Origin of the sequence: Streptomyces sp. CG 926, assembly GCF_003148825.1 — a bacterium.
Lineage (GTDB): Bacteria > Actinomycetota > Actinomycetes > Streptomycetales > Streptomycetaceae > Streptomyces.
Genome location: NZ_QGGZ01000001.1, coordinates 1,129,970 through 1,155,432, shown reverse-complemented (window position 1 = coordinate 1,155,432; position 25,463 = coordinate 1,129,970). Strand labels below are relative to the sequence as shown.

Below are 25,463 nucleotides of genomic sequence, written 5' to 3'. Positions count from 1 at the left end.
CGAGCGTGCCGGACGGTGTGACGGCGTGACGGTGTGACGGCTGAGGCCCCCCTGCGGTGCAGGAGGGCCTCAGCCGCTACGTGGACTACATGGACTACTTGAACTTGCGGCTGACGGCGTCGAAGATGCCCTTCGCCTCCGGACCCAGCCGGGGTCCGGCCAGCCAGCCCGCCTTGGCCGGCCCGATCGAGGTGTTCGACACGAGCGCCGGCTTGCCGTCGGAGCCTGCCGAGACCCAGCCACCACCGGAGGAACCGCCGGTCATGGTGCAGCCGATGCGGTACATCACCGGGTCGTTCGCGTTCAGGGACAGCCGGCCCGGCCGGTCCGTGCACTGGAAGGCGCGCTGGCCGTCGAAGGGCGCCGCCGCCGGATAGCCCGTCGCCGTGATGCTTCCGACCTTCTGCACGGCCTGCGCGTTGAACTCCACCGGGAGTGCCGAACCGACGACCTCCTCCAGGGACTTGGTGCTGCCCTTCTCGGGCGTCACGTGCAGCACCGCGAAGTCGTACGGGGCACCCGCGCCACCGGTCGGACCGCCGCCCGCGATCCACTGGTCGGAGGTCTGCGCCCAGTCGCTCCACCAGACGCCGAACGGGGCGACCGTCTCGCGGGGCGCGCCCTTGAGCTGAGCCGCCTGCTTGCCCGCGTTGTTGTAGGAGGGGACGAAGGCGATGTTGCGGTACCAGCCGCCGGCCTTGCCCGCGTGCACGCAGTGGCCCGCGGTCCAGACCATGTTCGACTTGCCGGGGTGGGCGGGGTCCTTGACCACGGTGGCCGAGCAGACCATCGAGCCCTCGGGGCCGTCGAAGAACACCTTGCCGGCCGCCGGAACGCTCGTGTGGTAGGGCGGGTTGGCCTGCTTGGCCGCCACCGGTACCGGGGTCGGGTCGGTGACGCCCTGGTCCTTGCCCGCGTCGGGGTCGACGGCCGGGCGCTGCGGCTGCTCGGCGTCACGCATGCGGTCCGGGTCCCACAGGCCCTCGATGACCGGGTTGATGTAGTCGCCCGCCTCGCGGAGCCAGTCCTCCCGCTTCCAGTTCTTCCACTCACCCCCCTTCCACTTCTCCAGGTCGATGCCGTGCTCCTTGAGCTTGTCCTTGAGCTGGTCGGGGATTTTTATCCCGTCCTGGCCCGGCAGGCTCGCCGCCACGGTCGGCTTGGCGTCGCCGCCGGCCTCCCCGTCGCCGGGGCCGCAGGCACCCGCGGTCAGCGCGAGCGTGGCCGCGCACAGAATCGCGGTGACCGGTCGGTTCGATCGCATGTCGTTCGTCCCCCTGGGAGTTCGAGGAGTGGAGTGCAGGCCCCCACTATGCCGCTGTGGCCCAGGACGACCTAGGCCGGGGCCGCGGTTCCTGAGGTTCTTCCCCTTACAGGACAAGGATCTTGAGTCAACCCGTGATCCCTCGCCGTCACCGTCGTTGGTACGTACGGGGGATGGGGGAGCAGCGTTCATGTTCGAGATGCAATCCGGAAGAGCAATCAGTGCGGGAGGACCGACACTCGTGGCTGTCACCGAGCCGGCCGCGGCGGCGGCCGCGACAGAGATCCCGCCTCACGTGCCTCCACAAGTGCCGCCACAAGTGCCGCCACAGGGAAGTCGGGGGACGATTCCGGACGGATCCGACGATTCGGATGTATGCGGCGGGCCGGAGGGTTCCGTCGCCTCCGACGGCATCCTGCGCAGGCAGGCGCAGCGGGAGTCCGCCGCCCGGACGTACGCCCGCTCGCTGCCCATCGTTCCGGTGCGCGCCCGCGGACTGACCATCGAGGGCGCGGACGGGCGGCGTTACCTCGACTGCCTCTCCGGCGCCGGGACGCTCGCCCTCGGGCACAACCATCCGGTGGTGCTCGAAGCCATCCGAGGTGTCCTCGACTCGGGGGCCCCGCTGCACGTGCTCGACCTCGCGACCCCGGTCAAGGACGCCTTCACCACCGAGCTGTTCGCCAACCTGCCGCCCGAGCTGGCCGCCGACGCGCGCATCCAGTTCTGCGGACCGGCCGGCACGGACGCCGTGGAGGCCGCCCTCAAGCTGGTGCGCACCGCGACCGGTCGCTCCGGGCTGCTCGCCTTCACCGGGGCCTACCACGGCATGACCGCCGGAGCCCTGGACGCCTCGGGTGGCGCCCCCGGGGTACGGGTGACCCGGCTGCCCTACCCGCAGGACCTTCGCTGCCCGTTCGGCGTCGGTGGCCCCGAGGGCGCCGAACTCTCCGCGCGCTGGACGGAGAACCTGCTCGACGACCCGAAGGGCGGGGTGCCCGCCCCCGCCGGCATGATCGTCGAACCCGTGCAGGGCGAGGGCGGGGTGATCCCCGCCCCGGACGGCTGGTTGCGCCGGATGCGGGAGATCACCGCGGCGCGGGGTATCCCGCTGATCGCCGACGAGGTGCAGACGGGCGTCGGCAGGACCGGTGCCTTCTGGGGAGTCGACCACGCCGGGGTGGTGCCCGACGTCATGGTCCTCTCCAAGGCGATCGGCGGGAGCCTGCCGCTCGCGGTGATCGTGTACCGGGCCGGCCTGGACGTGTGGGCCCCCGGCGCGCACGCCGGCACCTTCCGCGGTAACCAGCTCGCCATGGCCGCCGGTACCGCCACGCTCGCCTTCGTCCGCGAGAACCGGCTCGCCGAGCGCGCCGCCGCCCTGGGGGAGCGGATGCTGGCGGCCCTGCGCGGGCTGGCCTGTGGCCATCCCTGCATCGGGGAGGTACGGGGCAGGGGCCTGATGATCGGCGTCGAACTGGTCGACCCCGACACCGGGGTCGCGGCGCCGGCCCTCGCCGCCGCCGTCCGTCAGGAGTGCCTGGACCGCGGCCTGATCGTCGAGCTCGGCGGCCGCCACGGCGCCGTGGTCCGTCTCCTTCCCCCGCTGACCCTGACCGACGAGCAGGCCGCGGCGGTCCTCGACCGCCTGGCCGACGCCATCCCGGCCGCCGCCCGCCGGACCCACTGACCCGCACCCCGAGGACCCGCGATGCCTGACCCGCACCAGTCGACCCCCGTCACGGAGACCCAGCAGCCGTCTCCCGACCGGCTCGCCCCAGCGCCGGGACCGGCCCCGGCGCACTCGGCTCCCGAGGCGGTCGCCCCGGGGTGGCCGACATCGCCGTCCGGCACCACGGCGCGGCTCCGGGAAGCGGCGGAGCCGCCGGCCCCGACGCCCTTGCCCGGTGCGCCCGGTACGCCCGATGTGCTCGAGCCGCAGGGCCCGGGTCCGGCCGTGGGCCCGTCGGCCCGGCTCGTACCCGCCGAGGACGCGCCGACCCCGGCCCCGGCCCGCACGCTGCCCTACCCGGACGGGGCCACGCCCGAGCACCCGCGGCAGGACCCGGCGGGCGCACCCGACGCACCGGGTCAACTCCCCCCGGCGGAGGCGGCCGCGGCCGCCTCCGCCGGGTCCGGGGCCGCCACCGACGCCGGGGCGACGGCCACCGTCCCGCGGCAGAAGGACGGCATCCCACCCCGGCCCCGTACCGGATGGACGAGCCCCCTCCGCCTGGAGCCGACCACACTGCCCGACCTCCTCAACCACCCCGACCCGGCCGTCGCCGCCGAGGCCGCGGCGGTCGAGAACCTGCTCCGCTGCTGGGTCCGCGAATCCGGTCTCGGCCGCCCCGACGGCCCTGCCGGAACGCCCCTGCGCATCCCCCTTCCCGCCTCCGGCACCGCCCTGCTCGTCCCGGTCCGCCACTGGTCCCACGCGGGCTGGCACCGATTCGGCGCGGTCCGCCTCGAAGGCACCACGGCCGCCGCGCCCTCCCTCGACGCCGTCACGATCGCCGCGCTCATCGCCCGTGAGGGCACGAGCGGTGGCCGAGGCGCCGCCGACCTCGTCGGCCGCGTCGCCGACTCGGTCCGGCGTACCGCCGAATTCATCGCCGACCGGCGGGAACGCCCCACCGCCCCGGCCCCCGTCGGCGGGGACCGCTTCCTCACCGCCGAACAGGCACTCCTGCTCGGCCACCCCCTCCAGCCGGACCCGAAGAGTCGCGAAGGACTCTCCGAGGCCGAGGTACGCCGCTACTCACCCGAACTCCACGGCTCCTTCCCCCTGCACTGGTTCGCGGTCGAACCCGCCGCCCTGGCGAGCGAATCGGCCTGGACCGAGAGCGGCCGCCCCGTCTCCGCCCCGCAGCTCCTCGGCCGGCTCGCCCCCGGGCTCCCGCTGCCCCATGGCACCACCCCCCTTCCCCTGCACCCCTGGCAGGCCCGCGACCTGCTCCAGCGCCCCGCCGTCACCGCCCTGCGCGACGCGGGACTCCTGCACGACCTGGGCCCGCACGGCGAGCCCTGGTACCCCACCTCCTCCGTCCGCACCGTCCACCGCCCGGGCGCCCCCGCGATGCTCAAGCTCTCCCTGGGCCTGCGCATCACCAACTCCCGCCGCGAGAACCTCCGCAAGGAACTCCACCGCGGCGTCGAGGTGCACCGGCTGCTCCGCACCGGCCTCGCCGAGCAGTGGCAGGCCTCCCACCCCGCCTTCGACATCGTCCGCGACCCCGCCTGGGTCGCCGTCGACGCCCCGGACGGAACCCCCGTACCCGGACTCGACGCCCTGCTGCGCCACAACCCCTTCCGCTCGGGCGACGACCCCGTCTGCATCGCCGCACTCACCGCTCCCCGCCCCTGGCCCGGCCGAACCACGATGAGCTCGCGCCTCGCCGAACTCGTCACCGGCCTCGCCACCGCCACCGGCCACACCACGTCCGCCGTCGCCGCCGAGTGGTTCCTGCGCTACCTCGACCACGTGGTCCTGCCGGTCCTCGCCTTCGACGCGCTCGCCGGCATCGCCCTCGAAGCGCACCAGCAGAACACCCTCGTGCTCCTCGACCCGGCAGGCTGGCCGATCGGCGGCCGCTACCGCGACAACCAGGGCTACTACTTCCGCGAATCCCGCCGCGCGGAACTGGAGCACCGGCTCCCCGGCATCGGAAGCGCCAGCGACACCTTCGTCTCCGACGCCGTCACCGACGAACGCTTCGCCTACTACCTCGGCATCAACAACGTGCTCGGCCTCATCGGTGCCTTCGGGTCCCAGCGCCTCGCGGACGAACGCGTGCTCCTCGCCGCCTTCCGCCGCTTCCTCGCCAAGTCCGCGGGCCTCGGCCCGCTCCCCGCGCGGCTGCTCGACTCGCCCACCCTGCGCTGCAAGGCGAATCTGCTCACCCGCCTGGGCGGTCTCGACGAGCTGGTCGGCCCCGTCGACACCCAGTCCGTCTACGTCACCATCACCAACCCCCTTCACGATTGACGCGTCGGCGCCGACGCGGAGAAGAGCCCCCGATGCCCTCCACCGACACCCCGGCCGCAGCTCCGGCGGCCGGATCCGCCCACGACATCCGCTCTGCCACAGGCTTCGTCGAAGGCACCGGCACCATGCGCGAACAACGCCTCGACGTGGACCTGTTGCCCCTGCTCGCCGAGGCCGACCTGCTCGATTCCCCCGCCATCTGGGGCAGCGTCACCACACCCGCCGGAAATTTCCGCCTCGAACCCGTGCGGCCCGGCCGGGACCTGGACCTGCTCACCGGATGGATGAACGATCCCGAAGTGGCCGCCTACTGGGAGCTCGCCGGCCCCGCCGCGATCACCGCCGCCCACCTACGGGCCCAGCTCGACGGCGACGGCCGCAGCATCCCCTGCCTCGGCCTCCTCGACGGCACACCGATGAGCTACTGGGAGATCTACCGGGCCGACCTCGACCCGCTCTCCGGTCACTACCCGGCGCGCCCCCACGACATGGGTATCCACCTGCTCATCGGAGACGGCACGAACCGCGGGCGCGGACTGGGAACAGCTCTGCTACGCGCCGTCGCCGACCTGGTCCTCGGCAACCGCCCCCGCTGCACACGCGTCGTCGCGGAACCGGACATCCGCAACACCCCCTCCGTATCGGCCTTCCTGAGCTCCGGTTTCCGCTGCTCCGCGGAAATCGACCTTCCCGAGAAGCGGGCCGCCCTGATGATCCGGGAGCGGGTGCTGCGCAATCTCCTCTGAGTGCCGCCCCGCAAACCCCGACCGTCGTCGGTAGCTCGCACCTCTCCCTTCGATAACTCTGCGTGACGAAGCAAAGTTCCCGACCTCCGAGGAGTCCCGTGCCGAACTTCCCCGTAGCCCCCGACGCGGCCGACCCCGCCGTGCCACCGTCGCCCCAGCATCCCTGCACCCCGCCCGAACTCACCCGCGCGACCTGGGACTTCGCCGCCCGTCGGCTGCTCGCCAAGATGCTCGGCGAATTCGCCTACGAGGAGATCATCCGTCCAGTCCCCGCACCGGCCGCCTCGGGAGACGCCTGGACGCTGGCCCTCGACGACGGCAGCAGCCTCGGCTTCCGTGCCCGCCGCCGCTCGTACGGCAGCTGGCACGTCACTCCGGACACGATCACCCTCACCCCACCGGCACCCGAGCCGACCTCACCGCCCGCACCGACCGAGCCCGGCGACCTCGGCAGCCCGACCGCCTTCGGGGACCCGTACGCCTTCCTCATCCGGGCCCGTACCCTCCTCGGCCTCGACGGTCCCACCCTCGGTCACCTCGTCCGCGAGCTCACCGCCGACGCCCGGCTCGACCACACCGCGCTCACCGCCGACGTCCTCGCCGACCTCGACTACGCCGCCCTCGAAGGTCACCAGACCGGCCACCCCTGGCTCGTCCCCAACAAGGGCCGCATCGGACTCTCCGCCTCCGACACCGCAGCCTGGGCCCCCGAGGCGCGCACCCGCCAGCGGTTGCCCTGGCTCGCCGCCCACACCTCGCTCGCCGCCTACCGGGGGACCGCCGGCCTGGAGGATCCCGCCCGCCTCTACACCGCCGAGCTCGGCCCCGTCACCCGGGCCACCTTCGACCGGTGTCTGCGCGACCGCGGCCTCGACCCGCTCCACTACCTCTACCTCCCGGTCCACCCCTGGCAATGGGACGAGGTCGTCCTCCCGCTCTTCGCGCCCGCGCTCGCCTCCGGTGCCCTGGTACCGCTCCCCGCCGACCCAGACGTACGCATCCCGCAGCAGTCCGTCCGCACCTTCCTCAACCTCAGCCGCCCCGACCGGCACAGCGTCAAACTCCCGCTCTCCGTCTTCAACACCATGGTCTGGCGCGGACTGCCGTCCGACCTCGCGCTCGCGGCCCCCGCCGTCACCGCCTGGATCCACTCCCTCCGCGACGGCGACCCCTTCCTCCGGGACGAGTGCCGGGTCGTCCTGCTCGGCGAGGTCGCCTCCGTCACCGTCCGTCACCCCGTGTACGACGAGCTCCCCGAGGTCCCGTACCAGTACAAGGAGCTCCTCGGCGCGATCTGGCGCGAGCCCCTCACCGGTCTGCTGGCGCCGGGCGAGCGTGCCCGCACCCTCGCCTCGCTCCTCCACACCGACCCGCGCGGCCGGTCCTTCACCGCCGAACTCGTCGCCCGGTCCGGGCTGAGCCCCGCCGTCTGGCTGCAGCACCTCTTCGACGCCCTGCTGCCCCCGCTGCTCCACTTCCTCTACCGATACGGCACCGTGTTCTCCCCGCACGGCGAGAACACCATCGTGATCTTCGACGAGCACGACGTCCCCGTCCGGCTCGCCGTCAAGGATTTCGTGGACGACGTGAACATCACCGACGAACCGCTGCCCGAGCTGGAGTCCCTGCCCGACGAGGTCCGGGCGGTGCTGCTCACCGAGCCCGCGGACTTCCTGCCCCAGTTCATCCACTCCGGGCTCTTCGTCGGCGTCTTCCGCTACCTCTCGGCCCTGTGCGAGGACGGCCTCGGCGTCCCGGAGAGCGAGTTCTGGTCCCTCGTACGGGCGGAGATCCTGCGCCACCAGGCCCGCTTCCCGGAGCTCAAGGACCGCCACGAGCTCTTCGACCTGCTCGGCGAACGCATCGGACGGCTCTGCCTGAACCGGAACCGGCTCTACGAGGACGGGTACCGGGACCGTCCCGACCGCCCGCACGCCGTGCAGCACGGCACCGTACCCAACCCTCTGTACCGGCCATGATTGCTCGCCGGTGCGCCCACTGTCGGTGCCGCCCCGTAGGGTTGGCAGTGCTATGACGAAGCCCTCCCTCCCCGACCTGCTGCACGCCGCCGTCTCCGCCGTCGGCGGCACGGAGCGCCCCGGCCAGGTGGCCATGGCCGAAGCCGTCGCCGAAGCGATCGACGACAACTCCCACCGCCTGATCCAGGCCGGTACCGGCACCGGTAAGTCCCTCGGATATCTGGTGCCGGCCCTCGCCCACGGCGAGCGCGTGGTCGTCGCCACGGCGACCCTCGCCCTCCAGCGGCAGCTCGTCGAGCGCGATCTGCCACGGACGGTGGAGGCACTGCACCCGCAGCTGCGCCGCCGCCCGCAGTTCGCCATGCTCAAGGGCCGGTCCAACTACCTCTGTCTGCACCGCCTGCACGAGGGCGCTCCGCAGGACGAGGAGGACGGCCTCTTCGACCAGTTCGAGGCGGCCGCACCCACCAGCAAGCTCGGCCAGGACCTGCTGCGCATGCGCGACTGGGCGGACGAGACCGAGACCGGTGACCGCGACGACCTGACCCCGGGCGTCTCGGACAAGGCCTGGTCGCAGATCTCCGTCTCCTCCCGCGAGTGCCTGGGCGCGACGAAGTGCGCGTACGGTGCCGAGTGCTTCGCGGAGGCCGCCCGTGAGCGGGCCAAGCTCGCGGACGTGGTCGTCACCAATCACGCCCTGCTCGCCATCGACGCCATCGAGGGCGCCCCGGTGCTGCCGCAGCACGAGGTGCTGATCGTGGACGAGGCCCACGAGCTGGTCTCCCGGGTCACCGGGGTCGCCACCGGCGAACTCACCCCGGGCCAGGTCAACCGAGCCGTGAAGCGTGCCGCCAAGCTGGTCGACGAGAAGACTGCGGACGCCCTGCAGACCGCCTCCGAAACGTTCGAGCGGGTCATGGAGCTGGCGCTCCCCGGCCGGCTGGAGCAGATCCCCGAGGACCTCGGCTACGCGCTGATGTCCCTGCGGGACTCCGCGCGCAATGTGATCTCGGCGATCGGGGCGACCAGGGACAAGTCAGTCCACGACGAGGACGCGGTACGCAAGCAGGCACTGGCCGCCGTGGAGAGCATCCACGGGGTGGCGGAGCGGATCACCAACGGCTCCGAGTACGACGTCGTCTGGTACGAGCGCCACGACCGCTTCGGCGCCACCCTCCGGGTCGCCCCCCTGTCGGTCTCCGGCCTGCTGCGCGAGAAGCTGTTCGAGGACCGCTCCGTGGTCCTCACCTCCGCCACCCTCAAGCTGGGCGGCGACTTCAACGGGGTCGCGGCCTCCCTCGGCCTGTCCGCCGAGGGGGTCGAAGGGGACGACGTACCCGTCTGGCGCGGCCTCGACGTCGGCTCTCCCTTCGACTACCCGAAGCAGGGCATCCTCTACGTCGCCAAGCACCTGGCCACGCCGGGCCGCGAGGGAACCCGCGGCGACATGATGGACGAGCTCGCCGAGCTGATCGAGGCGGCCGGCGGCCGCACCCTCGGTCTCTTCTCCTCGATGCGCGGCGCCAAGGCGGCCGCCGAGGAGCTGCGCGGCCGGCTCGACAACCCGATCCTGCTCCAGGGCGAGGAAACGCTCGGCGAGCTGATCAAGTCCTTCGCCGCCGACCCGAAGACCTGCCTGTTCGGGACGCTCTCGCTCTGGCAGGGCGTGGACGTGCCCGGCCCCAGCTGCCAGCTCGTCGTCATGGACAGGATCCCCTTCCCGCGCCCCGACGACCCGCTGATGAGCGCGCGCCAGAAGTCGGTCGAAGAGCACGGAGGCAACGGCTTCATGGCCGTCGCGGCCACGCACGCCGCGCTGCTGATGGCTCAGGGCGCGGGCCGTCTCGTACGGGCCTCGGGCGACCGGGGTGTCGTCGCGGTTCTCGACCCCCGGCTGGCGACGGCCCGGTACGGGAGCTTCCTGCGGGCCACGCTGCCCGACTTCTGGTACACCACGGACCGCAATCAGGCCCGTCGTTCCCTGGCGGCGATCGACGCGACGGCCAAGGCCGACGGAAAGTAGTCCCGTCCCCGCCGGTTCCGGGGCATGAACAACCCCCGGAACCGGCGCAGTGGGTTCCGGGGGCTGAATAGGGGCGGCGGGGGTCAGACCCGACGCAGTACCGCGACGACCTTGCCGAGGATGGTCGCCTCGTCGCCGGGAATCGGCTGGTAGGCGGCGTTGTGCGGGAGGAGCCAGACATGGCCGTCCTCGCGCTTGAATCGCTTGACCGTGGCCTCGCCGTCGAGCATCGCGGCGACGATGTCGCCATTCTCCGCGACGGGCTGGCGACGTACCGTGACCCAGTCACCGTCACAGATGGCGGCTTCGATCATCGAGTCGCCGACGACCTTGAGGACGAAGAGTTCGCCGTCACCGACCAGCTGGCGGGGGAGCGGGAAGACGTCCTCGACCGACTCCTCGGCGAGGATCGGTCCGCCGGCCGCGATCCGGCCGACCAGGGGAACGTAGGAGGCGGCGGGCTTGCCGGTGGTGTCCGTGGGCTGCGAGCTCGGCTGGTCGGAGCCGCGCACCTCGTAGGCCCGCGGGCGGTGCGGGTCACGGCGCAGGAAGCCCTTGCGCTCCAGGGCCATCAGCTGATGTGCGACGGAGGAGGTGCTGGACAGGCCGACCGCCTGGCCGATCTCCCGCATCGACGGCGGGTAACCGCGACGCTGCACGGAATCGCGAATGACCTCGATGACCCTCCGCTGCCGGTCCGTGAGTCCGGAGCTGTCGGCGCGGATGCCTGGAGGTCGACCTGGCAGCGAGCGTGCGGGGCGTACTACGGGCTCCGCATCCGGGTTCAGGTTTGCGTCGTTCATGGCATGCACCGGCTCGAGTCGGCTCTGGGAGCGGTTCTGGGCAGTGATGGCGGCACTGTCTGCGGTGGTGGTCACGTCGGCCCCTCTCGAAATGTTCTCCCTAGCTGGACAACGGTAGTAGCTTTCGAAAGGTTGCGCCAAACACACGTTCGAGTGAAAAATCGGAGATCGTCCCGCGTGTGCATATCAAGAGGTGTATGGACGATCGGTTGGCCGAACGCGGGTTCGGCTCGACATCCGCCGTTTACGGTACCCTTCCCGGTCGGATCGCCGCCTTCCGGGCCTGCGCCCAGTGTGGCACCGGGAGGCCTCGTGTCCGCCCATCGGACGCCGCGACACGCAGAGCCGCGCAAATCCGCCACAACCCAAGATCTAGTGGTTGGATGAGCGCTGCCACCCAGAGGTTGTGGTCCTCGGGTCTTCCGAGACCCTCGGCATCGCATATGCTGGTGGCTGCTTCACGAGCCCCCGACGGAGTCCGCCTCCGTCGTTCAGGGGCTCCGTGGGGTGATTCGGTCGTGCCAAAACGAAGGGTGAGGGAACCATGCACTGCCCCTTCTGCAGGCACCCCGACAGCCGCGTCGTCGACAGTCGCACGACGGACGACGGCACGTCGATCCGCCGGCGCCGTCAGTGCCCCGACTGCTCCCGTCGCTTCACGACGGTGGAGACGGCCTCGCTGATGGTGATCAAGCGCAGCGGCGTCACGGAACCTTTCAGTCGTACCAAGGTCATCTCCGGCGTGCGCAAGGCGTGCCAGGGGCGGCCGGTCACCGAGGACGCCCTCGCCAAGCTCGGCCAGCGGGTCGAGGAGGCGCTGCGCGCCACCGGGAGTGCCGAGCTGACCACCCACGACGTGGGTCTGGCCATACTCGGCCCGTTGCAGGAGCTCGACCTGGTCGCGTACCTGCGGTTCGCTTCCGTCTACAAAGCTTTCGACACCCTTGAAGACTTCGAGACCGCCATCGCGGAACTCCGCACTCCGCGGTCTCATCCTGAAGAGTGCGAGCTCGGGAGGACCGCCCAGGTCCCCGTGCCCGCCTCCGCCGCCGACTGATCGGACCACCCGTGTCGCGGCGCTCACGCGTCGTGACACGGCCGATCGGCCAGGCGAAGAGACGTAGATACAAGACACAGCACCGTGCCGCGGAATATCGATGGCACTTTAGGGCGTTTTTGCCCGCATATGGGAGGAAGCGGCATGACAGAGACGGCGAGCAGCTCGGCACGTGGTTCCCGCGCCAAGGGGACCAAGGCTGCCAAGGGCGGCCTGCGTATCGAGCGCATCCACACCACCCCGGGCGTGCACCCTTACGACGAGGTGAGCTGGGAGCGCCGTGACGTCGTCATGACCAACTGGCGCGACGGCTCGGTCAACTTCGAGCAGCGTGGCGTGGAGTTCCCCGACTTCTGGTCGGTGAACGCGGTCAACATCGTCACCAGCAAGTACTTCCGCGGCGCGGTCGGCACCCCGCAGCGCGAGACCGGTCTCAAGCAGCTGATCGACCGGATCGTGAAGACGTACACGAAGGCCGGCGAGGACTTCGACTACTTCACCTCGCCCGCGGACGCGGAGATCTTCGAGCACGAGCTGACCTACGCCCTGCTCCACCAGATCTTCAGCTTCAACTCCCCGGTGTGGTTCAACGTCGGTACGCCCCAGCCGCAGCAGGTCTCCGCCTGCTTCATCCTGGCCGTCGACGACTCCATGGAGTCGATCCTCGACTGGTACAAGGAAGAGGGCATGATCTTCAAGGGCGGCTCCGGCGCCGGCCTGAACCTCTCCCGCATCCGCTCCTCCAAGGAGCTCCTCTCCTCCGGCGGCAACGCCTCCGGCCCGGTCTCCTTCATGCGCGGCGCCGACGCGTCCGCCGGAACGATCAAGTCCGGTGGCGCCACCCGCCGCGCGGCCAAGATGGTCGTCCTGGACGTGGACCACCCCGACGTCGAGGCCTTCATCGAGACCAAGGTGAAGGAGGAGGAGAAGATCCGCGCCCTGCGTGACGCGGGCTTCGACATGGACCTGGGCGGCGACGACATCACGTCCGTCCAGTACCAGAACGCCAACAACTCCGTCCGTGTGAACGACGAGTTCATGACGGCCGTCGAGAACGGCACCCAGTTCGGCCTGCGGGCCCGGATGACCGGTGAGGTCATCGAGAAGGTCGACGCCAAGGCGCTCTTCCGCAAGCTCGCCGAGGCCGCGTGGGCCTGTGCCGACCCGGGCATCCAGTACGACGGTGTGATCAACAACTGGCACACCTGCCCCGAGTCCGGCCGCATCACCGCGTCCAACCCGTGCAGCGAGTACATGCACCTGGACAACACGTCCTGCAACCTCGCCTCGCTCAACCTGATGAAGTTCCTGAACGACGACGGCAAGGGCAACCAGTCCTTCGACGCCGAGCGCTTCGCCAAGGTCGTCGAGCTGGTCATCACCGCGATGGACATCTCCATCTGCTTCGCGGACTTCCCGACGCAGAAGATCGGCGACAACACCCGCGCCTTCCGCCAGCTGGGCATCGGCTACGCCAACCTCGGCGCCCTGCTGATGGCCACCGGCCACGCGTACGACTCCGACGGCGGCCGCACCCTCGCCGCGTCGATCACCTCGCTGATGACCGGTACCGCGTACAAGCGCTCCGCCGAGCTGGCCGCAGTCGTCGGCCCGTACGACGGCTACGCCCGCAACGCCGAGTCGCACAAGCGCGTCATGAAGCAGCACGCCGACGCCAACTCCGTCGCGCCGCGCACCGAGGACCTGGACAACAGCATCTGGGCCGCGGCCACCGAGGCCTGGCAGGACGTCTTGCGCCTCGGCGAGAAGAACGGCTTCCGTAACTCCCAGGCCTCCGTCCTCGCGCCGACCGGCACCATCGGTCTCGCGATGTCCTGCGACACCACCGGTGTCGAGCCGGACCTGGCCCTGGTCAAGTTCAAGAAGCTCGTCGGCGGCGGCTCGATGCAGATCGTCAACGGCACCGTCCCGCAGGCCCTGCGCCGCCTGGGTTACCAGGAGGAGCAGATCGAGGCGATCGTCTCGCACATCGCCGAGCACGGTGTGGTCGTCGACGCGCCGGGCCTGAAGGCCGAGCACTACTCGGTGTTCGACTGCGCCATGGGCGAGCGCTCCATCTCCGCGATGGGCCACGTCCGCATGATGGCTGCGATCCAGCCCTGGATCTCCGGCGCGATCTCGAAGACGGTCAACATGCCGGAGACGGCGACCGTCGAGGAGATCGAGGAGATCTACTTCGAGGCGTGGAAGCTGGGCGTCAAGGCGCTCGCGATCTACCGCGACAACTGCAAGGTCGGCCAGCCCCTCTCCGCGAAGAAGAAGGAGCAGGAGAAGGAGGAGGTCACCGCCAAGGCGGAGGAGACCATCCGCGCCACCGTCGAGAAGGTCATCGAGTACCGCCCCGTCCGCAAGCGCCTCCCCAAGGGCCGCCCCGGCATCACCACCTCCTTCACGGTCGGCGGCGCCGAGGGCTACATGACGGCGAACTCCTACCCGGACGACGGCCTGGGCGAGGTCTTCCTGAAGATGTCCAAGCAGGGCTCGACCCTCGCGGGCATGATGGACGCCTTCTCGATCGCCGTTTCGGTCGGTCTGCAGTACGGCGTGCCGCTGGAGACGTACGTCTCGAAGTTCACGAACATGCGCTTCGAGCCGGCCGGCATGACGGACGACCCGGACGTGCGGATGGCGCAGTCGATCGTCGACTACATCTTCCGTCGTCTGGCGCTGGACTTCCTGCCCTTCGAGACCCGTTCGGCCCTCGGCATCCACACCGCCGAGGAGCGCCAGCGTCACCTGGACACCGGCTCCTACGAGCCGCTCGAGGACGAGCTGGACACCGAGTCCCTGATGCAGGCGGCCCCGCTGGCCGCGGTCCCGTCGGCCCCGAAGCCGGTCGTGTCCGCTTCCGTCCCGGGCCCGAAGACGGCGCACAGCAACGCCGAACTGGTCGAGATGCAGCTCGGCGTCTCCGCCGACGCCCCGCTCTGCTTCTCCTGCGGTACGAAGATGCAGCGCGCCGGCTCCTGCTACATCTGCGAGGGCTGCGGCTCGACGAGCGGCTGCAGCTGATCGTGATGCCCGGTCGGGCATGAGCCAGCTGTTCGGGTGGGGTGTTCGCGGTGACGCGGACGCCCCATCCGGCGTTTCACCGACGCCGCGGTCGCACCGCGGACACCTGTGGCGTCCGCACGGCCAACGAGGTCCCCGACCGTACGATGTTCGGCTCGGACGCGCCGTACGGTGACCCGTTCCTCGCGCGGGCCACCGTCGAAAGCGTCACCGGGCCGGGCACGCTGCGCGATCGTGTTCTGGGCGGCACCCTCGCGGAACTGCTCGGTCTTTGACGGCCGGGAGGGGGACCGGGGCGGTGAGGGGCATCAGTGCGGGATACGGCGGGCGGGACGGGTGATCAGTTCCTCGCGGAACTCGGCGATCCGGGAGTGGACCTGGCGCATCAGGTGGGTGTCCTCGATGCGGTCCAGGTAGAGGCAGCGTGCGGCCAGGCCCGGCAGGTCGAAGGCGAAGCACAGGGACATCAGCGGGTTCACGAAGAGCTCGCTGCCCCGCGTGCGGCTCGTGAACTGTACGTCGCCGAAGGAGCCCCGGACGGCTGCGGCGATCGAGCCGTTCACGATGCTGGGACGGTCCGGCGTCTGTTCCTGGGCGTGGGCCACCGCGTCCAGGAAGAGCGCGCCCTCCCTGGTGGCGCGCGGTATGGAGAACGCGCCGAGGTAGGCACCCGCGCGCTCCAGCGCCGCGATGTTCTCCAGCACCAGGCCGTGGCTGACCCCGTGGTACGCGTCCACCCCGAAGCCCACCGACACGACGAGGCGTTCCGGTACGTCCTCCAGAGCGGCCAGTGCCGCCACGCTGGTGAGGTCCTCCTCGGGGGTTCCGAGGCCCGCCTCGTCGCCCCGCATCAGGATGTCCGTGCCGCCGTCGACCAGGACGATCGCGTCGATGCGGTGGAGATCGACCAGCTCGCGGTAGGCGGCGCGCAACGGCTGCACCCCGGTCTGGGGGAAGGCGTACACGGTGGCCGGGTAGCCGTGGATCGCCAGCCACTGGGCCAGGGTCCGCTCGGGGAAGTAGGACAGGTGGGGCGCGCAGTCAGGGGTGACGGCGGCGAGGTCGGGTGCCACCCATGCCTCGGCGGGCAGCCCGGCCAGCGTGCTGAAGGAGAGGTTGGCGAGCTGGACCCGCTTGCCCTGGTGCATGAGGGACAGGGCGACGGGGAGGCCTGCGTAGATGTCGAAACCGCCGCCCGCCCCCGTGACCAGGATGCTTTCGGCGTCGGCGAGGCGGTCGAAAAGCGGGTTGGAGTGCAGTGCCGTCATGGTGATCATTGTGCGGGGCGCGCGGGACGACGCGCCTGCGGATTTCGCGGCGGTGCGAGGGCCGACGAGGCTGACGCGCCGACGCGGCCGACGAGGCGGGGGAACGGGGAGATGGTCAGGTATGTGGAGCGGTGACGAGCTGGACCTGGACGCATATCTGGAGCGGATCGGACATGAGGGGGAACGGGGGACGTCGGGGGAACTCCGTCCGGACCTCCGTACGTTGTACGCAGTGCACCGCGCCCATACCGCCGCCATAGCCTTCGAGAGTCTGGACGTCCTGCTCGGCCGCCCCGTCGCGCTGGACTTCAAGTCGATCGAGGACAAGCTCGTGCACGCCCGCCGCGGCGGCTACTGCTACGAGCAGAACTCGCTGCTGGCCGCCGCCCTGGAGCGGATCGGCTTCGAGGTCTCCGGGCGCGGTGCCCGGAACCGGACCCGCGGCGACTCCGTCCTCGCCGTGACACACGCCGTCCTCGTCGTCACCGTCGCGGGTGAACCCTGGCTGTGCGACGCCGGTTTCGGCTTCCAGGGGCCCCGGGAGCCGGTCCCGTTGGCGCGCCCGGGCTCCGAGGTGCGGCAGGGCGAGTGGACGTACCGCGTCCGCGAGGAGGCGGACGGCGTCCTCGTGCTGTGCCTGCTGCGCGGCGACACCTGGCGGGACCTGTACGCCTTCTCCCCGCAGCACTACCACCCCGTCGACTACGTCGTGCTCAACCACTACAGCTCCAGCCACCCCGCCTCCTCCTTCACCGGGCGGCTGATCGTCCAGTACCCGGGCGACGGCGTCCGCCAGGCGCTCGTCGGGCGGGAACTGACCCGACTGCACCCCGGCGGCCTCGTCGAGCAGGAGATCATCGGCCCGGACGAGCTGCTCGCCGTACTCGACCGGGAGTTCGGGCTTCGGCTGCCCGATCGGGACGCGGCGGAACTGGTGCGGATCCACCGCGCCGAGGACTGACCGGGGCCCCGCCCGGCCCGTACGATGGCGCCGTGCTGGTCAAGTGGATTCGCTGCACGGTGACGGACCGACGCGGGTTCGAGCGCGGGCAGCGAAAATGGGCGGGGCTGCCGGGTGAGCCGGGATTCCGGGGGCAGGGCGGCGGCTGGAGCCGGGGCCGGCAGGGGGTCGCGCATGTCTTCGCGTTCTGGGAGAGCCGGTCCTTCTACGACTCCTTCATGGCCCGTTCGCACGACCGGCTCGCCGCCTCCCAGAACGGCACCTACACCGACCTGCGGGTCACCCTCTTCGACCACCGCTTCGACGTGAAGACCGGCTTCGAGCCGCGCTTCACCGATGCCGATGTCGTACGGGTCGCGCACACCCGGGTCAGGGAGGGGCGGGTCGATCACTTCGCCCTCATGCAGGAGAAGGTGTGGAATCCGGCGATGGCGGGCTCGCCGGGCATGATCCGGGGCCTCTTCGGGGAGGCTCCGGGCCGGGAGTTCCTGGTGCTCTCGATGTGGCACGCCGCCGCCGAGCACGGCAAGTACCGGCAGGAGCGGGTCGAGCGGCTTTCCCTGCGCGCCCAGATCCAGGCCGATGTCGAGGCCCTCACCGGCGATGTCGTCGACCTCGAACCCTCCTGGACGGTATGACCGTACGATGACCGCCGTGGTCCGATCGGCGTGCCCGATCGGCGGCTCGCCCGGTGGCCGAATAGGGTCGAGGAATGGTTCGACCACGGCGCATCGTCCTTGTCCGACACGGGGAATCGGAGGGGAACGCCGACGACTCCGTGTACGAGCGGGAGCCCGATCACGCGCTGCGGCTGACCCCTACCGGTCGCGAGCAGGCATTGGCGGCCGGGGTCCGGCTGCGCGAGCTCTTCGGCGCCGAGACGATCAGCGCGTACGTCTCCCCGTACCGTCGTACCCTGCAGACCTTCCGCGAGCTCCGGCTGGACCCGACGCGGGTGCGGATGCGCGAGGAGCCGCGCCTGCGCGAGCAGGACTGGGGGAACTGGCAGGACCGGAACGACGTACGGCTGCAGAAGGCGTACCGGGACGCCTACGGGCACTTCTTCTACCGATTCGCGCAGGGCGAGTCGGGGGCCGACGTGTACGACCGGGTCGGGTCCTTCCTGGAGAGCCTCTACCGCAGCTTCGAGGCCCCCGACCATCCCGAGAACGTACTGCTGGTGACGCACGGGCTGACGATGCGGCTGTTCTGCATGCGCTGGTTCCACTGGTCCGTGGCCGAATTCGAGGCCCTGTCCAATCCGGGCAACGGCGAATTCAGGGTGCTCCTGATCGGGCCGGACGGCCGGTACCGGATGGACCGCCCGTTTGAGCGGTGGACCACACCCGAGCCTTATGACCTGGACGGCTAGAGTGGCCCGCGATGACCCCTGATTCCACTCCCGAACGGCGCTACGCGCGCGCCATGGCCAGCCTCCGAGGGCTGGCGCTGGGGGACGCCCTCGGCTCCCAGTACTTCGTCCCCGTGAACTACCCGCTGCTCAAGCGGCGCGAGCTGCCCACCGGCACCGAGGCGTGGCAGTGGACCGACGACACCGAGATGGCCTGCTCGGTGGTGGCCGTGCTGGCCGCGCACGGGCGGATCGACCAGGACGCGCTCGCGAGTTCCTTCGCCCACCACCATGACTTCGACCGTGGTTACGGGCCGGCGGTGAACCGGATGCTGCGACTGGTACGGGAGGGGCAGGACTGGCGCACGCTGGCCGCCGAACTGTTCAACGGGCAGGGCTCGTGGGGCAACGGCGCCGCCATGCGGATCGCGCCGCTGGGTGCCTGGTACGCCGACGACCCGGAGCAGGCCACCCACCAGGCGGAGATCTCCGCCTACACCACCCACCAGCACCGCGAGGCCGTGTGCGGGGCGATGGCGGTCGCCGCGGCGGCGGCCATCGCCGCGAGCACCGATGCCCCGCCGAAGGCCTCGGACCTGCTGGACGGGGTGATCGCACTGGTACCGCGCAGCGCGGTGGGCGCCGGGCTGCGGCGCGCGCGGGACATGCTGGACTACGGCGACGCCACCACGGTCGCGGCGGTCCTGGGCTGCGGGCGGCGCACGAGCGCGCACGACACCGTGCCGTTCGCCCTGTGGTCGGCGGCCCGGGCACTGGACGACTACGAGAAGGCGTTCTGGACCACCTCGCAGGTGGGCGGGGACGTCGACACGACCTGCGCGATCGTCGGCGGGGTGCTGGGCGCGCGGGGCGACGCCGTACTGCCTGCCGCGTGGCTCGCACGCACCGAAGCCCTGCCTGCCTGGCTGCCGGAGGTCGCGGCGGGCTGACGCCCGCGGCTCGATCCCCCGCTCGCAGCTCGATCCCACGGGCCGCCGGGGGAGTTGGCGGCGTTTCGGTGCCTCAGCCGCGTTCGCACGTTCCCCTACGTCCGGCGCGCGTGAAATATCCCGCTCCGATTGTCACGGTCCTGACACAGCACTCTTTTGATCCTGTTCAAAACTGCCTGGCACCGGCCTACCCTGTCCGCATCGCTGCCCCACCCTGAACTCCGGGGCGGCCGACAGGGGAGGGAACCTGATGTCAGAGAACACCGGCGGGGCGGACGAAGCCCGGACCGAGGACGTGGCCGACGCACAGGCCACGGCCGGGGATTCGCCGGCGAAGCCGAACCCGGCCGGAGATCCGCCCGCGCGGCCCAGCCCGGCGGGCGGCAGACACACCGGCGCGGCCGGCCCACGCCCGGGCGGGCAGTTCGCCGCGGCGCCCCCGAACCCCTGGCAGGTGCAGCAGCGCTCGGCCACGCCCTCCTGGGCCACACTGGTGCGCCCCGCCGAGGCCGCGCCCATCAGGACCGCGACCCTCGTCGCCGTCCTCGCCTCCGGCCTCGCCGCCGCGCTGCTGCTCGGCGACGGCATGGGCCCCGGTCTGCTGCTCGCGGTGGTGCCCGCCGTCGTCGCCGCCTACGTCGCCGCCCGCGAGGCCCGGCGCGGCGCCCGCCCCTGGACCGTGGCCTGGGTGATCGGCTGTATCGCCCTGCTCGCCGTCCCGGCCCTGCGAGACTCGGCCTGGCCGGCCACGCTGGCGATCCTGTCCGCCGTCCTGCTGGGCGCGCTGGCCCTGCACGGCAGCCGCACCTGGCCCGGCGTCCTGCTCAGCCCGCTCGGCTTCCTCGACGCCGCAGTGTCCGGTGTCGCCTGGCTGGTGAAGGGGCTGCGCTCACGCGGCGGGGGCAGCAAGGACCGCTGGCTGCCCGTCGCCAAGGCGGCCGTGGTGGCCGCCGTCCTGCTGCTGCTCTTCGGTGCGCTGTTCGCCTCCGCCGACGCGGCCTTCGCCGATCTGCTGGGCGACCTGCTGCCGGACGTGTCCGTCGAGGACGGACCCATCCGGTTCATGCTCTTCCTCCTCGGCGCGGCCCTCGCGCTCGCCGCGGCCCGCACCGCCGCCGCCCCGCTGCGCTGGGACCGGATCAAGGTGGCCCCGGGCAAGCCGCGTTCCCGGGTCGAATGGGCCCTTCCGCTCGTCGTGCTCAACCTGCTCTTCGCCGGCTTCAACGCCGTCCAGCTGGCCGTCCTGTTCGGCGGCTACGACAAGGTCCTGAAGAGCACCGACCTGACCTACGCCGAGTACGCCCGGGAAGGCTTCTGGCAGCTGCTCTGGGCGACCCTGCTCATCCTCGTCGTGATCGCGCTCGCCCTGCGCTGGGCCCCGCGCTCCGGGGCGGGCGACCGCCGCTTCGTCCGGATCGTCCTCGGGGTGCTGTGCGCGCTGACGCTGGTCGTCGTCGCCTCCGCGCTGCGCCGGATGGACCTCTACGTGGAGGCGTACGGGCTGACCAGGCTGCGTGTGTCGGTGGCCGCGATGGAGCTGTGGCTCGGGCTGGTCATCGTACTGATCATGGCGGCCGGGCTGTTCGGCGGACGCTGGCCGGCGCGCGCGTTCGCGGGCAGCGTTGCCGCGGCCGTCCTGGCCTTCGGCCTGCTCTCCCCGGACGGGATGGTCGCCGAGCGCAACGTGGCCCGCTTCGAGGAGGACGCGAAGATCGATCTCTCCTACTTCCAGTCCCTGTCGGCGGACGCCGTTCCGGGCCTGGACCGGTTGCCCGAGCCGCAGCGGTCCTGCGCCCTGCGCGGGATCAACGACGAGTTGGCCGAGGCCGGGGACGTCCCCTGGTACGCGATGAGCTGGGGCGAGTACCGGGCCCGGCAGATCCTGCGTGAGCGTCCGGTGACCGCCTCGTACGAGGTCTGCTCGCGCCTGGGTACCTTCGGCAGCCGCGCCGAGTACTAGGTCGGGTACCTATCGGGTACCTGAGGTCGCCGAACGGCGCGTACGGGGCCGGGCGCGGGGATCGTTCCCGCGCCCGGCCCCGGCTTCGTACGGGAGAGCCTGCTCAGGCGGCCGGACCGGCCTTCGCGGCGGCTCCGGCCAAGGCCTCCAGGTCGCTCTTGCGTACCCGGATCACCAGCAGGGCGGTGGCCAGGGCCAGGCCCGCCATGGCGACGGCGGCGTAGAACGCGGTGGAGATGCCGTGGGTGAGAACCAGATCACCCCAGGGGTCGGGCAGGAGGCCGGTCTCCTTGAATGCGGCGATCTGCTCGGGGTCCGCCTGGGCCATGAAGGCCGGGACCTGCTTCGTGGCCTCGTCACGACTGGCCGTGCCGAAGACGGTGACCAGGATGGACAGGCCGAGCGAGCCGCCCACCTGCTGGCTGGCGTTGAGCAGCCCGGAGGCCGCGCCCGCCTCCTTCGGGGCCACACCGGAGACGGCGGTGAGCGTGAGCGTCACGAAGTTGAGGCCCATGCCGAAGCCGAAGAGCAGCATCGGCCCGAGCACTCCGGAAACGTAGGAGCTGTCGGTCCGGATGAAGGTCAGCCAGGCCAGCCCGGTTCCGGTCAGCGTGGAGCCGGCGACCATGAAGGGCTTGGGCCCGAAGCGCGGCAGGAAGCGCTGCGAGAGGCCGGCGGCGGTGATGATGGCGGCCGTCACGGGCAGGAAGCCGAGGCCGGACCGGATCGGCGAGAATCCCAGCACGTTCTGCACGAACTGGACGATGAAGAAGAACATGCCGAACATCGCGGCCGCGAGGCCGAGCATGATCACGTAGGTGCCCGTGCGGTTGCGGTCGGCGAACATGCGCAGCGGGATGATCGGCTCGCGGGCCTGCGACTCGATGACGACGAAGAGCGCCAGGAGCACCAGGGCCGCTGCGAACGAGCCGAGGGTGATCGCGTCGCGCCAGCCCTTCTCGGCGGCGCTGATGAACCCGTACACGAGCGAGGCCATGCCGCCGGTGGAGGTGAGGGCTCCGGCGATGTCGAAGCGGCCGGGGTGGCGCTCGGACTCGGTGATGTAGAGCGGGGTGAGGACCGCGATCAGGACGCCGATCGGCACGTTGACGAAGAGTACCCAGCGCCAGTCGAGCCACTCGGTGAGCATGCCGCCGGTCAGGAGGCCGATCGCGCCGCCGCCCGCGGAGACGGCGGCGAACACCCCGAACGCCCGGTTCCGCTCGGGGCCTTCGGGGAAGGTCGTGGTGATCAGGGCGAGCGAGGTCGGGGAGGCGATCGCGCCGCCGACCCCCTGCAGGGCGCGGGCCGCGAGCAGCTGCCAGGGCTCCTGGGCGAAGCCGCCGAGGAGGGAGGCCAGCGTGAAGATCAGGATTCCGGTCAGGAACACGCGGCGTCGGCCCAGGATGTCGCCCGCCCGGCCGCCGAGCAGCAGCAGGCCGCCGAAGGTGAGGGTGTAGGCGCTGAGCACCCACGACAGGTCGGTGGTGCTGAAGTCGAGGGCGCTCTGGATGTGTGGGAGCGCGATGTTCACGATCGTCGCGTCGAGGACGACCATGAGCTGGCACGCGGCGATGACGGCGAGCGCCACTCCTGGGCGCCCGGACCGACGTGCCGCACCCGGTATCCGGGGTGTGGCGAGTTGAGAGCTTGTCACCGAGGATCCCCCCAAAGTGAAATAGTGAACGCATTCGTTCACTGCGGGTCCACGGTAGGAGTCGCGCCTTAGTGAACGCAAGCGTTCACTAAGGCTGAAAATATGTGCGTCGAACGAGCAGGCCGGTCGGAGGCGGGGAGATGGTGGGTTCGCGCTGGTCGGCGGCGTCGCCGGGGCGTAGGCGGGGTCCTGAGCTCGAACGGGCGATTCTCGACGCCGCGTTGGAGCAGTTGAGCACGGTCGGCTGGAACGCGCTCACCATGGAGGGTGTGGCGTCCGGTGCGCACACCGGCAAGGCCGCGCTCTACCGTCGCTGGCCGTCGAAAGTGGATCTGGTGGTCGATGCGCTGAGGAGTGGCCTCCCGCGGATCGGTGACATTCCCGACTGCGGTTCGATTCGTGAGGACCTCTGTCTGCTGTGCGTGAGCATGCGGGACGTCATGCACTCCCGCGCCGGGCAGGCGCTGCGGTCGGTGCTTCACGAATGCGATCACATGCATGCGGATCGGTTTCGCGGAGTCATCTGGTCCGGCCTGCACGAGCCGGCCCAGCGCCTGATCGGGGTGCTTGTGGAGCGGGGAATCGGGCGGGGTGACGTGCGACCGGACGCGACTGGTCCGTTTGTCGTGGATGTCATTCCGGCGATGCTGATGTACCGAGCCAAGGTGTGCGGAAGCGAATGGGAGGACGCGGACATCGCGGCGCTGATCGACGAGGTGATGGTGCCGCTGCTCAGGGTGTGAGACGCGGTGGGGGTGACGCGGGGCGCGTCGAGCGGATTGCGCGTGCGATCGCGGGTGGGTCGGACCGGGGCGGGGGTGTGCAGTCGGCTCGGGGCGGCGTAACCTTGCTGGCGCCATGCCGTACGAAGCACCCACCCACACCGTCGAACGCTCCCTCCGTGCAACCACCGGCGCCAAGGTCATCGCCGGGGTCGACGAAGTCGGACGAGGGGCCTGGGCCGGACCCGTCACCGTGTGTGCGGCGATCACCGGCCTGCGCCGGCCGCCCGCCGGGCTCACCGACTCCAAACTGCTCACCCCCAAGCGTCGCGACGCCCTGCTCGATGTCCTGGAGGGCTGGGTCACCGCGTATGCGCTCGGGCACTCCTCGCCCGAGGAGATCGACGAACTGGGGATGACGGCCGCCCTCCGACTGGCGGCCGAGCGTGCGCTGGAGTCGCTGCCGGTGCGGCCCGACGCGGTGATACTCGACGGTAAGCACGACTATCTCGGCCCGCCCTGGCGGGTTCGTACGGTGATCAAGGGCGACCAGTCCTGCGTCGCCGTCGCCGCGGCCTCGGTCATCGCCAAGGTCCGCCGCGACCGCATGATGGCCGCGCTCGGGGAACAGGGCGGCGGGATCGAGGACTTCGCCTTCGCCGCCAACGCCGGGTACCCCTCGCCGGTGCACCGGGCCGCGCTGGAGGAGCGGGGGCCCACCCCCTACCACCGACTCTCGTGGTCGTACCTCGACGCGCTGCCCCGGTGGCGCCACCTCAAGAAGGTGCGCCGCAGCGAGGAGTCGACGGAGCTGGAAAACGGAGGCCAACTCGGCTTCGATTTCTGATCGCACGTCTGTGCCACCGACCGGTACGTTTCGTACCGGTGTTTGATAGATATCAACTCATGCCTCTCACCCCCGCCATCGAGGAGCCTCAGATTCACGAGAGTGCCCAGGGTCCCCGCGTCACGCCGGCCGCGAGCCGCACCGCGCAGACCCCCCGCCCTGTACCTGGTCCGCGTCCCGCCGCCGTACCGCGGCCCGGCCGCCCCGGTCCCGCCAGGCCCGCACCGCCCGCGCAGCGAGCGCCGCAGGCCACCCCCGGACCCGTTCCCGCAGCCCCCGCTGCTCCCACCACACCGTCCGTCTCCGCGGCGGTGCCGCAGATCCAGCTGATCCCGGCCTCCGCCGAGGGTGCGTTGGACGCGGCCGAAGAGGCCGTCGACCTGCTGCTCGACACCGGGCGCGCGCCCGGTGACATCCTGGTGCTCACCAGTGGCGACCCGCACCCGTGGGCCGCTCACGAGCTGTCCTTCGGCGAGGCCGCGTACTGGGCCCTGCACGACGCCGGGGACGACGTCTTCTACGCGGACGCGGCGCAGGTACAGCGCGCCGGCGGCCGTCCCGTCGTGGTCTTCGCGGCCAACGGTGGAACGGTCGAGACCGTCGCGGGTGCCCTGCCGGTCGCGCTCACCCGGGCGGGTGCGCTGCTGATCGTGTGCGGCGACCCGCAGCAGATCAACTCCGTTCTGGGTGCGGGCGTCTGACGCCCTGTACCCCAGCAGGGGCGAGGGGCGGGGCGGGCCTTGGGCCGGCCCCGCTGAAGCCCGCGCCGGGGCTCGAGTCGGAGCACGACGCCTGATCCGCCGTACACCCGTTCCCGGGTGTACGGCCGTGAGGCGTGCCCGCGGGCAAGCAGG

At 71.2% G+C, this 25,463-nt stretch carries 20 protein-coding genes; 16 read left to right on the top strand and 4 right to left on the bottom strand.

The annotated features are described in order from the left end of the window. Positions 1-94 precede the first annotated feature (94 nt). A complete protein-coding gene (locus BCL76_RS04685) occupies positions 95-1,264 on the bottom strand; it encodes a trypsin-like serine peptidase (RefSeq protein ID WP_109778200.1) in 1,170 nt (389 codons plus the stop codon). A 190-nt stretch (positions 1,265-1,454) separates the two neighbouring features. Between BCL76_RS04685 and BCL76_RS04680 the strand changes: the two genes are divergently transcribed. The 5 genes from BCL76_RS04680 (at position 1,455) to BCL76_RS04660 (ending at position 10,000) form a co-directional block, all read left to right on the top strand. Beyond that, on the top strand, positions 1,455-2,954 hold the full coding sequence (locus tag BCL76_RS04680) for a diaminobutyrate--2-oxoglutarate transaminase family protein (protein ID WP_375137880.1): 1,500 nt from the start codon (positions 1,455-1,457) through the stop codon (positions 2,952-2,954). Between the two features lie 21 nt (positions 2,955-2,975). Then, a complete protein-coding gene (locus BCL76_RS04675; RefSeq protein WP_109778199.1) occupies positions 2,976-5,252 on the top strand; it encodes an IucA/IucC family protein in 2,277 nt (758 codons plus the stop codon). 32 nt (positions 5,253-5,284) lie between these two features. Further along, positions 5,285-5,998, top strand: coding sequence for a GNAT family N-acetyltransferase (locus tag BCL76_RS04670; RefSeq protein WP_258309298.1), 714 nt, complete (start codon positions 5,285-5,287; stop codon positions 5,996-5,998). A gap of 98 nt (positions 5,999-6,096) precedes the next feature. Continuing rightward, on the top strand, positions 6,097-7,977 hold the full coding sequence (locus BCL76_RS04665) for an IucA/IucC family protein (protein WP_375137879.1): 1,881 nt from the start codon (positions 6,097-6,099) through the stop codon (positions 7,975-7,977). 52 nt (positions 7,978-8,029) lie between these two features. Continuing rightward, the gene (locus BCL76_RS04660; protein WP_033217429.1) at positions 8,030-10,000 is read left to right on the top strand and encodes an ATP-dependent DNA helicase; all 1,971 of its coding nucleotides are present in this window, start codon (positions 8,030-8,032) and stop codon (positions 9,998-10,000) included. Between the two features lie 83 nt (positions 10,001-10,083). Here BCL76_RS04660 and lexA read toward each other — a convergent pair whose 3' ends face one another. Then, a complete protein-coding gene (gene lexA, locus BCL76_RS04655) occupies positions 10,084-10,878 on the bottom strand; it encodes a transcriptional repressor LexA (protein WP_030713361.1) in 795 nt (264 codons plus the stop codon). A 469-nt stretch (positions 10,879-11,347) separates the two neighbouring features. Between lexA and nrdR the strand changes: the two genes are divergently transcribed. The 3 genes from nrdR (at position 11,348) to BCL76_RS04640 (ending at position 15,168) form a co-directional block, all read left to right on the top strand. Then, a complete protein-coding gene (gene nrdR, locus BCL76_RS04650; RefSeq protein ID WP_109778198.1) occupies positions 11,348-11,860 on the top strand; it encodes a transcriptional regulator NrdR in 513 nt (170 codons plus the stop codon). A 144-nt stretch (positions 11,861-12,004) separates the two neighbouring features. Continuing rightward, positions 12,005-14,893, top strand: coding sequence for a vitamin B12-dependent ribonucleotide reductase (locus BCL76_RS04645; RefSeq protein ID WP_109778197.1), 2,889 nt, complete (start codon positions 12,005-12,007; stop codon positions 14,891-14,893). A gap of 146 nt (positions 14,894-15,039) precedes the next feature. Next, positions 15,040-15,168 (top strand): hypothetical protein, encoded by a 129-nt coding sequence (locus BCL76_RS04640; protein WP_258309297.1) that lies wholly within the window; start codon positions 15,040-15,042, stop codon positions 15,166-15,168. Between the two features lie 33 nt (positions 15,169-15,201). Here the strand turns inward: BCL76_RS04640 and BCL76_RS04635 are convergent, their stop codons facing one another. After that, entirely contained in the window at positions 15,202-16,161 is a 960-nt protein-coding gene (locus BCL76_RS04635; RefSeq protein ID WP_109778347.1) for a DUF1152 domain-containing protein, read from the bottom strand. A gap of 121 nt (positions 16,162-16,282) precedes the next feature. Here BCL76_RS04635 and BCL76_RS04630 point away from each other — a divergent pair, with 121 nt between their 5' ends. The 5 genes from BCL76_RS04630 to BCL76_RS04610 all read left to right on the top strand — a co-directional run bounded on the left by BCL76_RS04630 (position 16,283) and on the right by BCL76_RS04610 (position 21,383). Continuing rightward, a complete protein-coding gene (locus BCL76_RS04630; RefSeq protein ID WP_109778196.1) occupies positions 16,283-17,122 on the top strand; it encodes an arylamine N-acetyltransferase family protein in 840 nt (279 codons plus the stop codon). Between the two features lie 32 nt (positions 17,123-17,154). After that, the gene (locus BCL76_RS04625) at positions 17,155-17,760 is read left to right on the top strand and encodes a YdbC family protein (protein ID WP_030713338.1); all 606 of its coding nucleotides are present in this window, start codon (positions 17,155-17,157) and stop codon (positions 17,758-17,760) included. Positions 17,761-17,834: 74 nt separating this feature from the next. After that, on the top strand, positions 17,835-18,494 hold the full coding sequence (locus BCL76_RS04620) for a histidine phosphatase family protein (RefSeq protein ID WP_109778195.1): 660 nt from the start codon (positions 17,835-17,837) through the stop codon (positions 18,492-18,494). Positions 18,495-18,505: 11 nt separating this feature from the next. Further along, positions 18,506-19,423, top strand: a complete 918-nt coding sequence (locus BCL76_RS04615) for an ADP-ribosylglycohydrolase family protein (RefSeq protein ID WP_109778194.1) — start codon at positions 18,506-18,508, stop codon at positions 19,421-19,423. A 250-nt stretch (positions 19,424-19,673) separates the two neighbouring features. After that, positions 19,674-21,383, top strand: coding sequence for a DUF4153 domain-containing protein (locus tag BCL76_RS04610; protein WP_109778193.1), 1,710 nt, complete (start codon positions 19,674-19,676; stop codon positions 21,381-21,383). Positions 21,384-21,486: 103 nt separating this feature from the next. Here BCL76_RS04610 and BCL76_RS04605 read toward each other — a convergent pair whose 3' ends face one another. Then, complete coding sequence (locus tag BCL76_RS04605) at positions 21,487-23,040, bottom strand: MFS transporter (RefSeq protein ID WP_109778192.1); 1,554 nt, start codon at positions 23,038-23,040, stop codon at positions 21,487-21,489. Positions 23,041-23,180: 140 nt separating this feature from the next. Between BCL76_RS04605 and BCL76_RS04600 the strand changes: the two genes are divergently transcribed. The 3 genes from BCL76_RS04600 to BCL76_RS04590 all read left to right on the top strand — a co-directional run bounded on the left by BCL76_RS04600 (position 23,181) and on the right by BCL76_RS04590 (position 25,310). Then, positions 23,181-23,783, top strand: coding sequence for a TetR/AcrR family transcriptional regulator (locus tag BCL76_RS04600; protein ID WP_109778191.1), 603 nt, complete (start codon positions 23,181-23,183; stop codon positions 23,781-23,783). A gap of 115 nt (positions 23,784-23,898) precedes the next feature. Next, positions 23,899-24,609: a ribonuclease HII gene (locus BCL76_RS04595; RefSeq protein WP_109778190.1), complete on the top strand. Its 711-nt coding sequence runs from the start codon at positions 23,899-23,901 to the stop codon at positions 24,607-24,609. A gap of 59 nt (positions 24,610-24,668) precedes the next feature. Then, complete coding sequence (locus tag BCL76_RS04590; RefSeq protein ID WP_109778189.1) at positions 24,669-25,310, top strand: hypothetical protein; 642 nt, start codon at positions 24,669-24,671, stop codon at positions 25,308-25,310. Positions 25,311-25,463: the final 153 nt, after the last annotated feature.

Bases quoted from the DNA above. Each gene is read 5' to 3' on its own strand.
- BCL76_RS04685 (WP_109778200.1), bottom strand. From the start codon at position 1,264: ATGCGATCGAACCGACCGGTCACCGCGATTCTGTGCGCGGCCACGCTC.
- BCL76_RS04680 (WP_375137880.1), top strand. From the start codon at position 1,455: ATGTTCGAGATGCAATCCGGAAGAGCAATCAGTGCGGGAGGACCGACA.
- BCL76_RS04675 (WP_109778199.1), top strand. From the start codon at position 2,976: ATGCCTGACCCGCACCAGTCGACCCCCGTCACGGAGACCCAGCAGCCG.
- BCL76_RS04670 (WP_258309298.1), top strand. From the start codon at position 5,285: ATGCCCTCCACCGACACCCCGGCCGCAGCTCCGGCGGCCGGATCCGCC.
- BCL76_RS04660 (WP_033217429.1), top strand. From the start codon at position 8,030: ATGACGAAGCCCTCCCTCCCCGACCTGCTGCACGCCGCCGTCTCCGCC.
- nrdR (WP_109778198.1), top strand. From the start codon at position 11,348: ATGCACTGCCCCTTCTGCAGGCACCCCGACAGCCGCGTCGTCGACAGT.
- BCL76_RS04645 (WP_109778197.1), top strand. From the start codon at position 12,005: ATGACAGAGACGGCGAGCAGCTCGGCACGTGGTTCCCGCGCCAAGGGG.
- BCL76_RS04640 (WP_258309297.1), top strand. From the start codon at position 15,040: ATGTTCGGCTCGGACGCGCCGTACGGTGACCCGTTCCTCGCGCGGGCC.
- BCL76_RS04635 (WP_109778347.1), bottom strand. From the start codon at position 16,161: ATGACGGCACTGCACTCCAACCCGCTTTTCGACCGCCTCGCCGACGCC.
- BCL76_RS04630 (WP_109778196.1), top strand. From the start codon at position 16,283: ATGTGGAGCGGTGACGAGCTGGACCTGGACGCATATCTGGAGCGGATC.
- BCL76_RS04620 (WP_109778195.1), top strand. From the start codon at position 17,835: ATGGTTCGACCACGGCGCATCGTCCTTGTCCGACACGGGGAATCGGAG.
- BCL76_RS04615 (WP_109778194.1), top strand. From the start codon at position 18,506: ATGACCCCTGATTCCACTCCCGAACGGCGCTACGCGCGCGCCATGGCC.
- BCL76_RS04610 (WP_109778193.1), top strand. From the start codon at position 19,674: ATGTCAGAGAACACCGGCGGGGCGGACGAAGCCCGGACCGAGGACGTG.
- BCL76_RS04600 (WP_109778191.1), top strand. From the start codon at position 23,181: ATGGTGGGTTCGCGCTGGTCGGCGGCGTCGCCGGGGCGTAGGCGGGGT.
- BCL76_RS04595 (WP_109778190.1), top strand. From the start codon at position 23,899: ATGCCGTACGAAGCACCCACCCACACCGTCGAACGCTCCCTCCGTGCA.
- BCL76_RS04590 (WP_109778189.1), top strand. From the start codon at position 24,669: ATGCCTCTCACCCCCGCCATCGAGGAGCCTCAGATTCACGAGAGTGCC.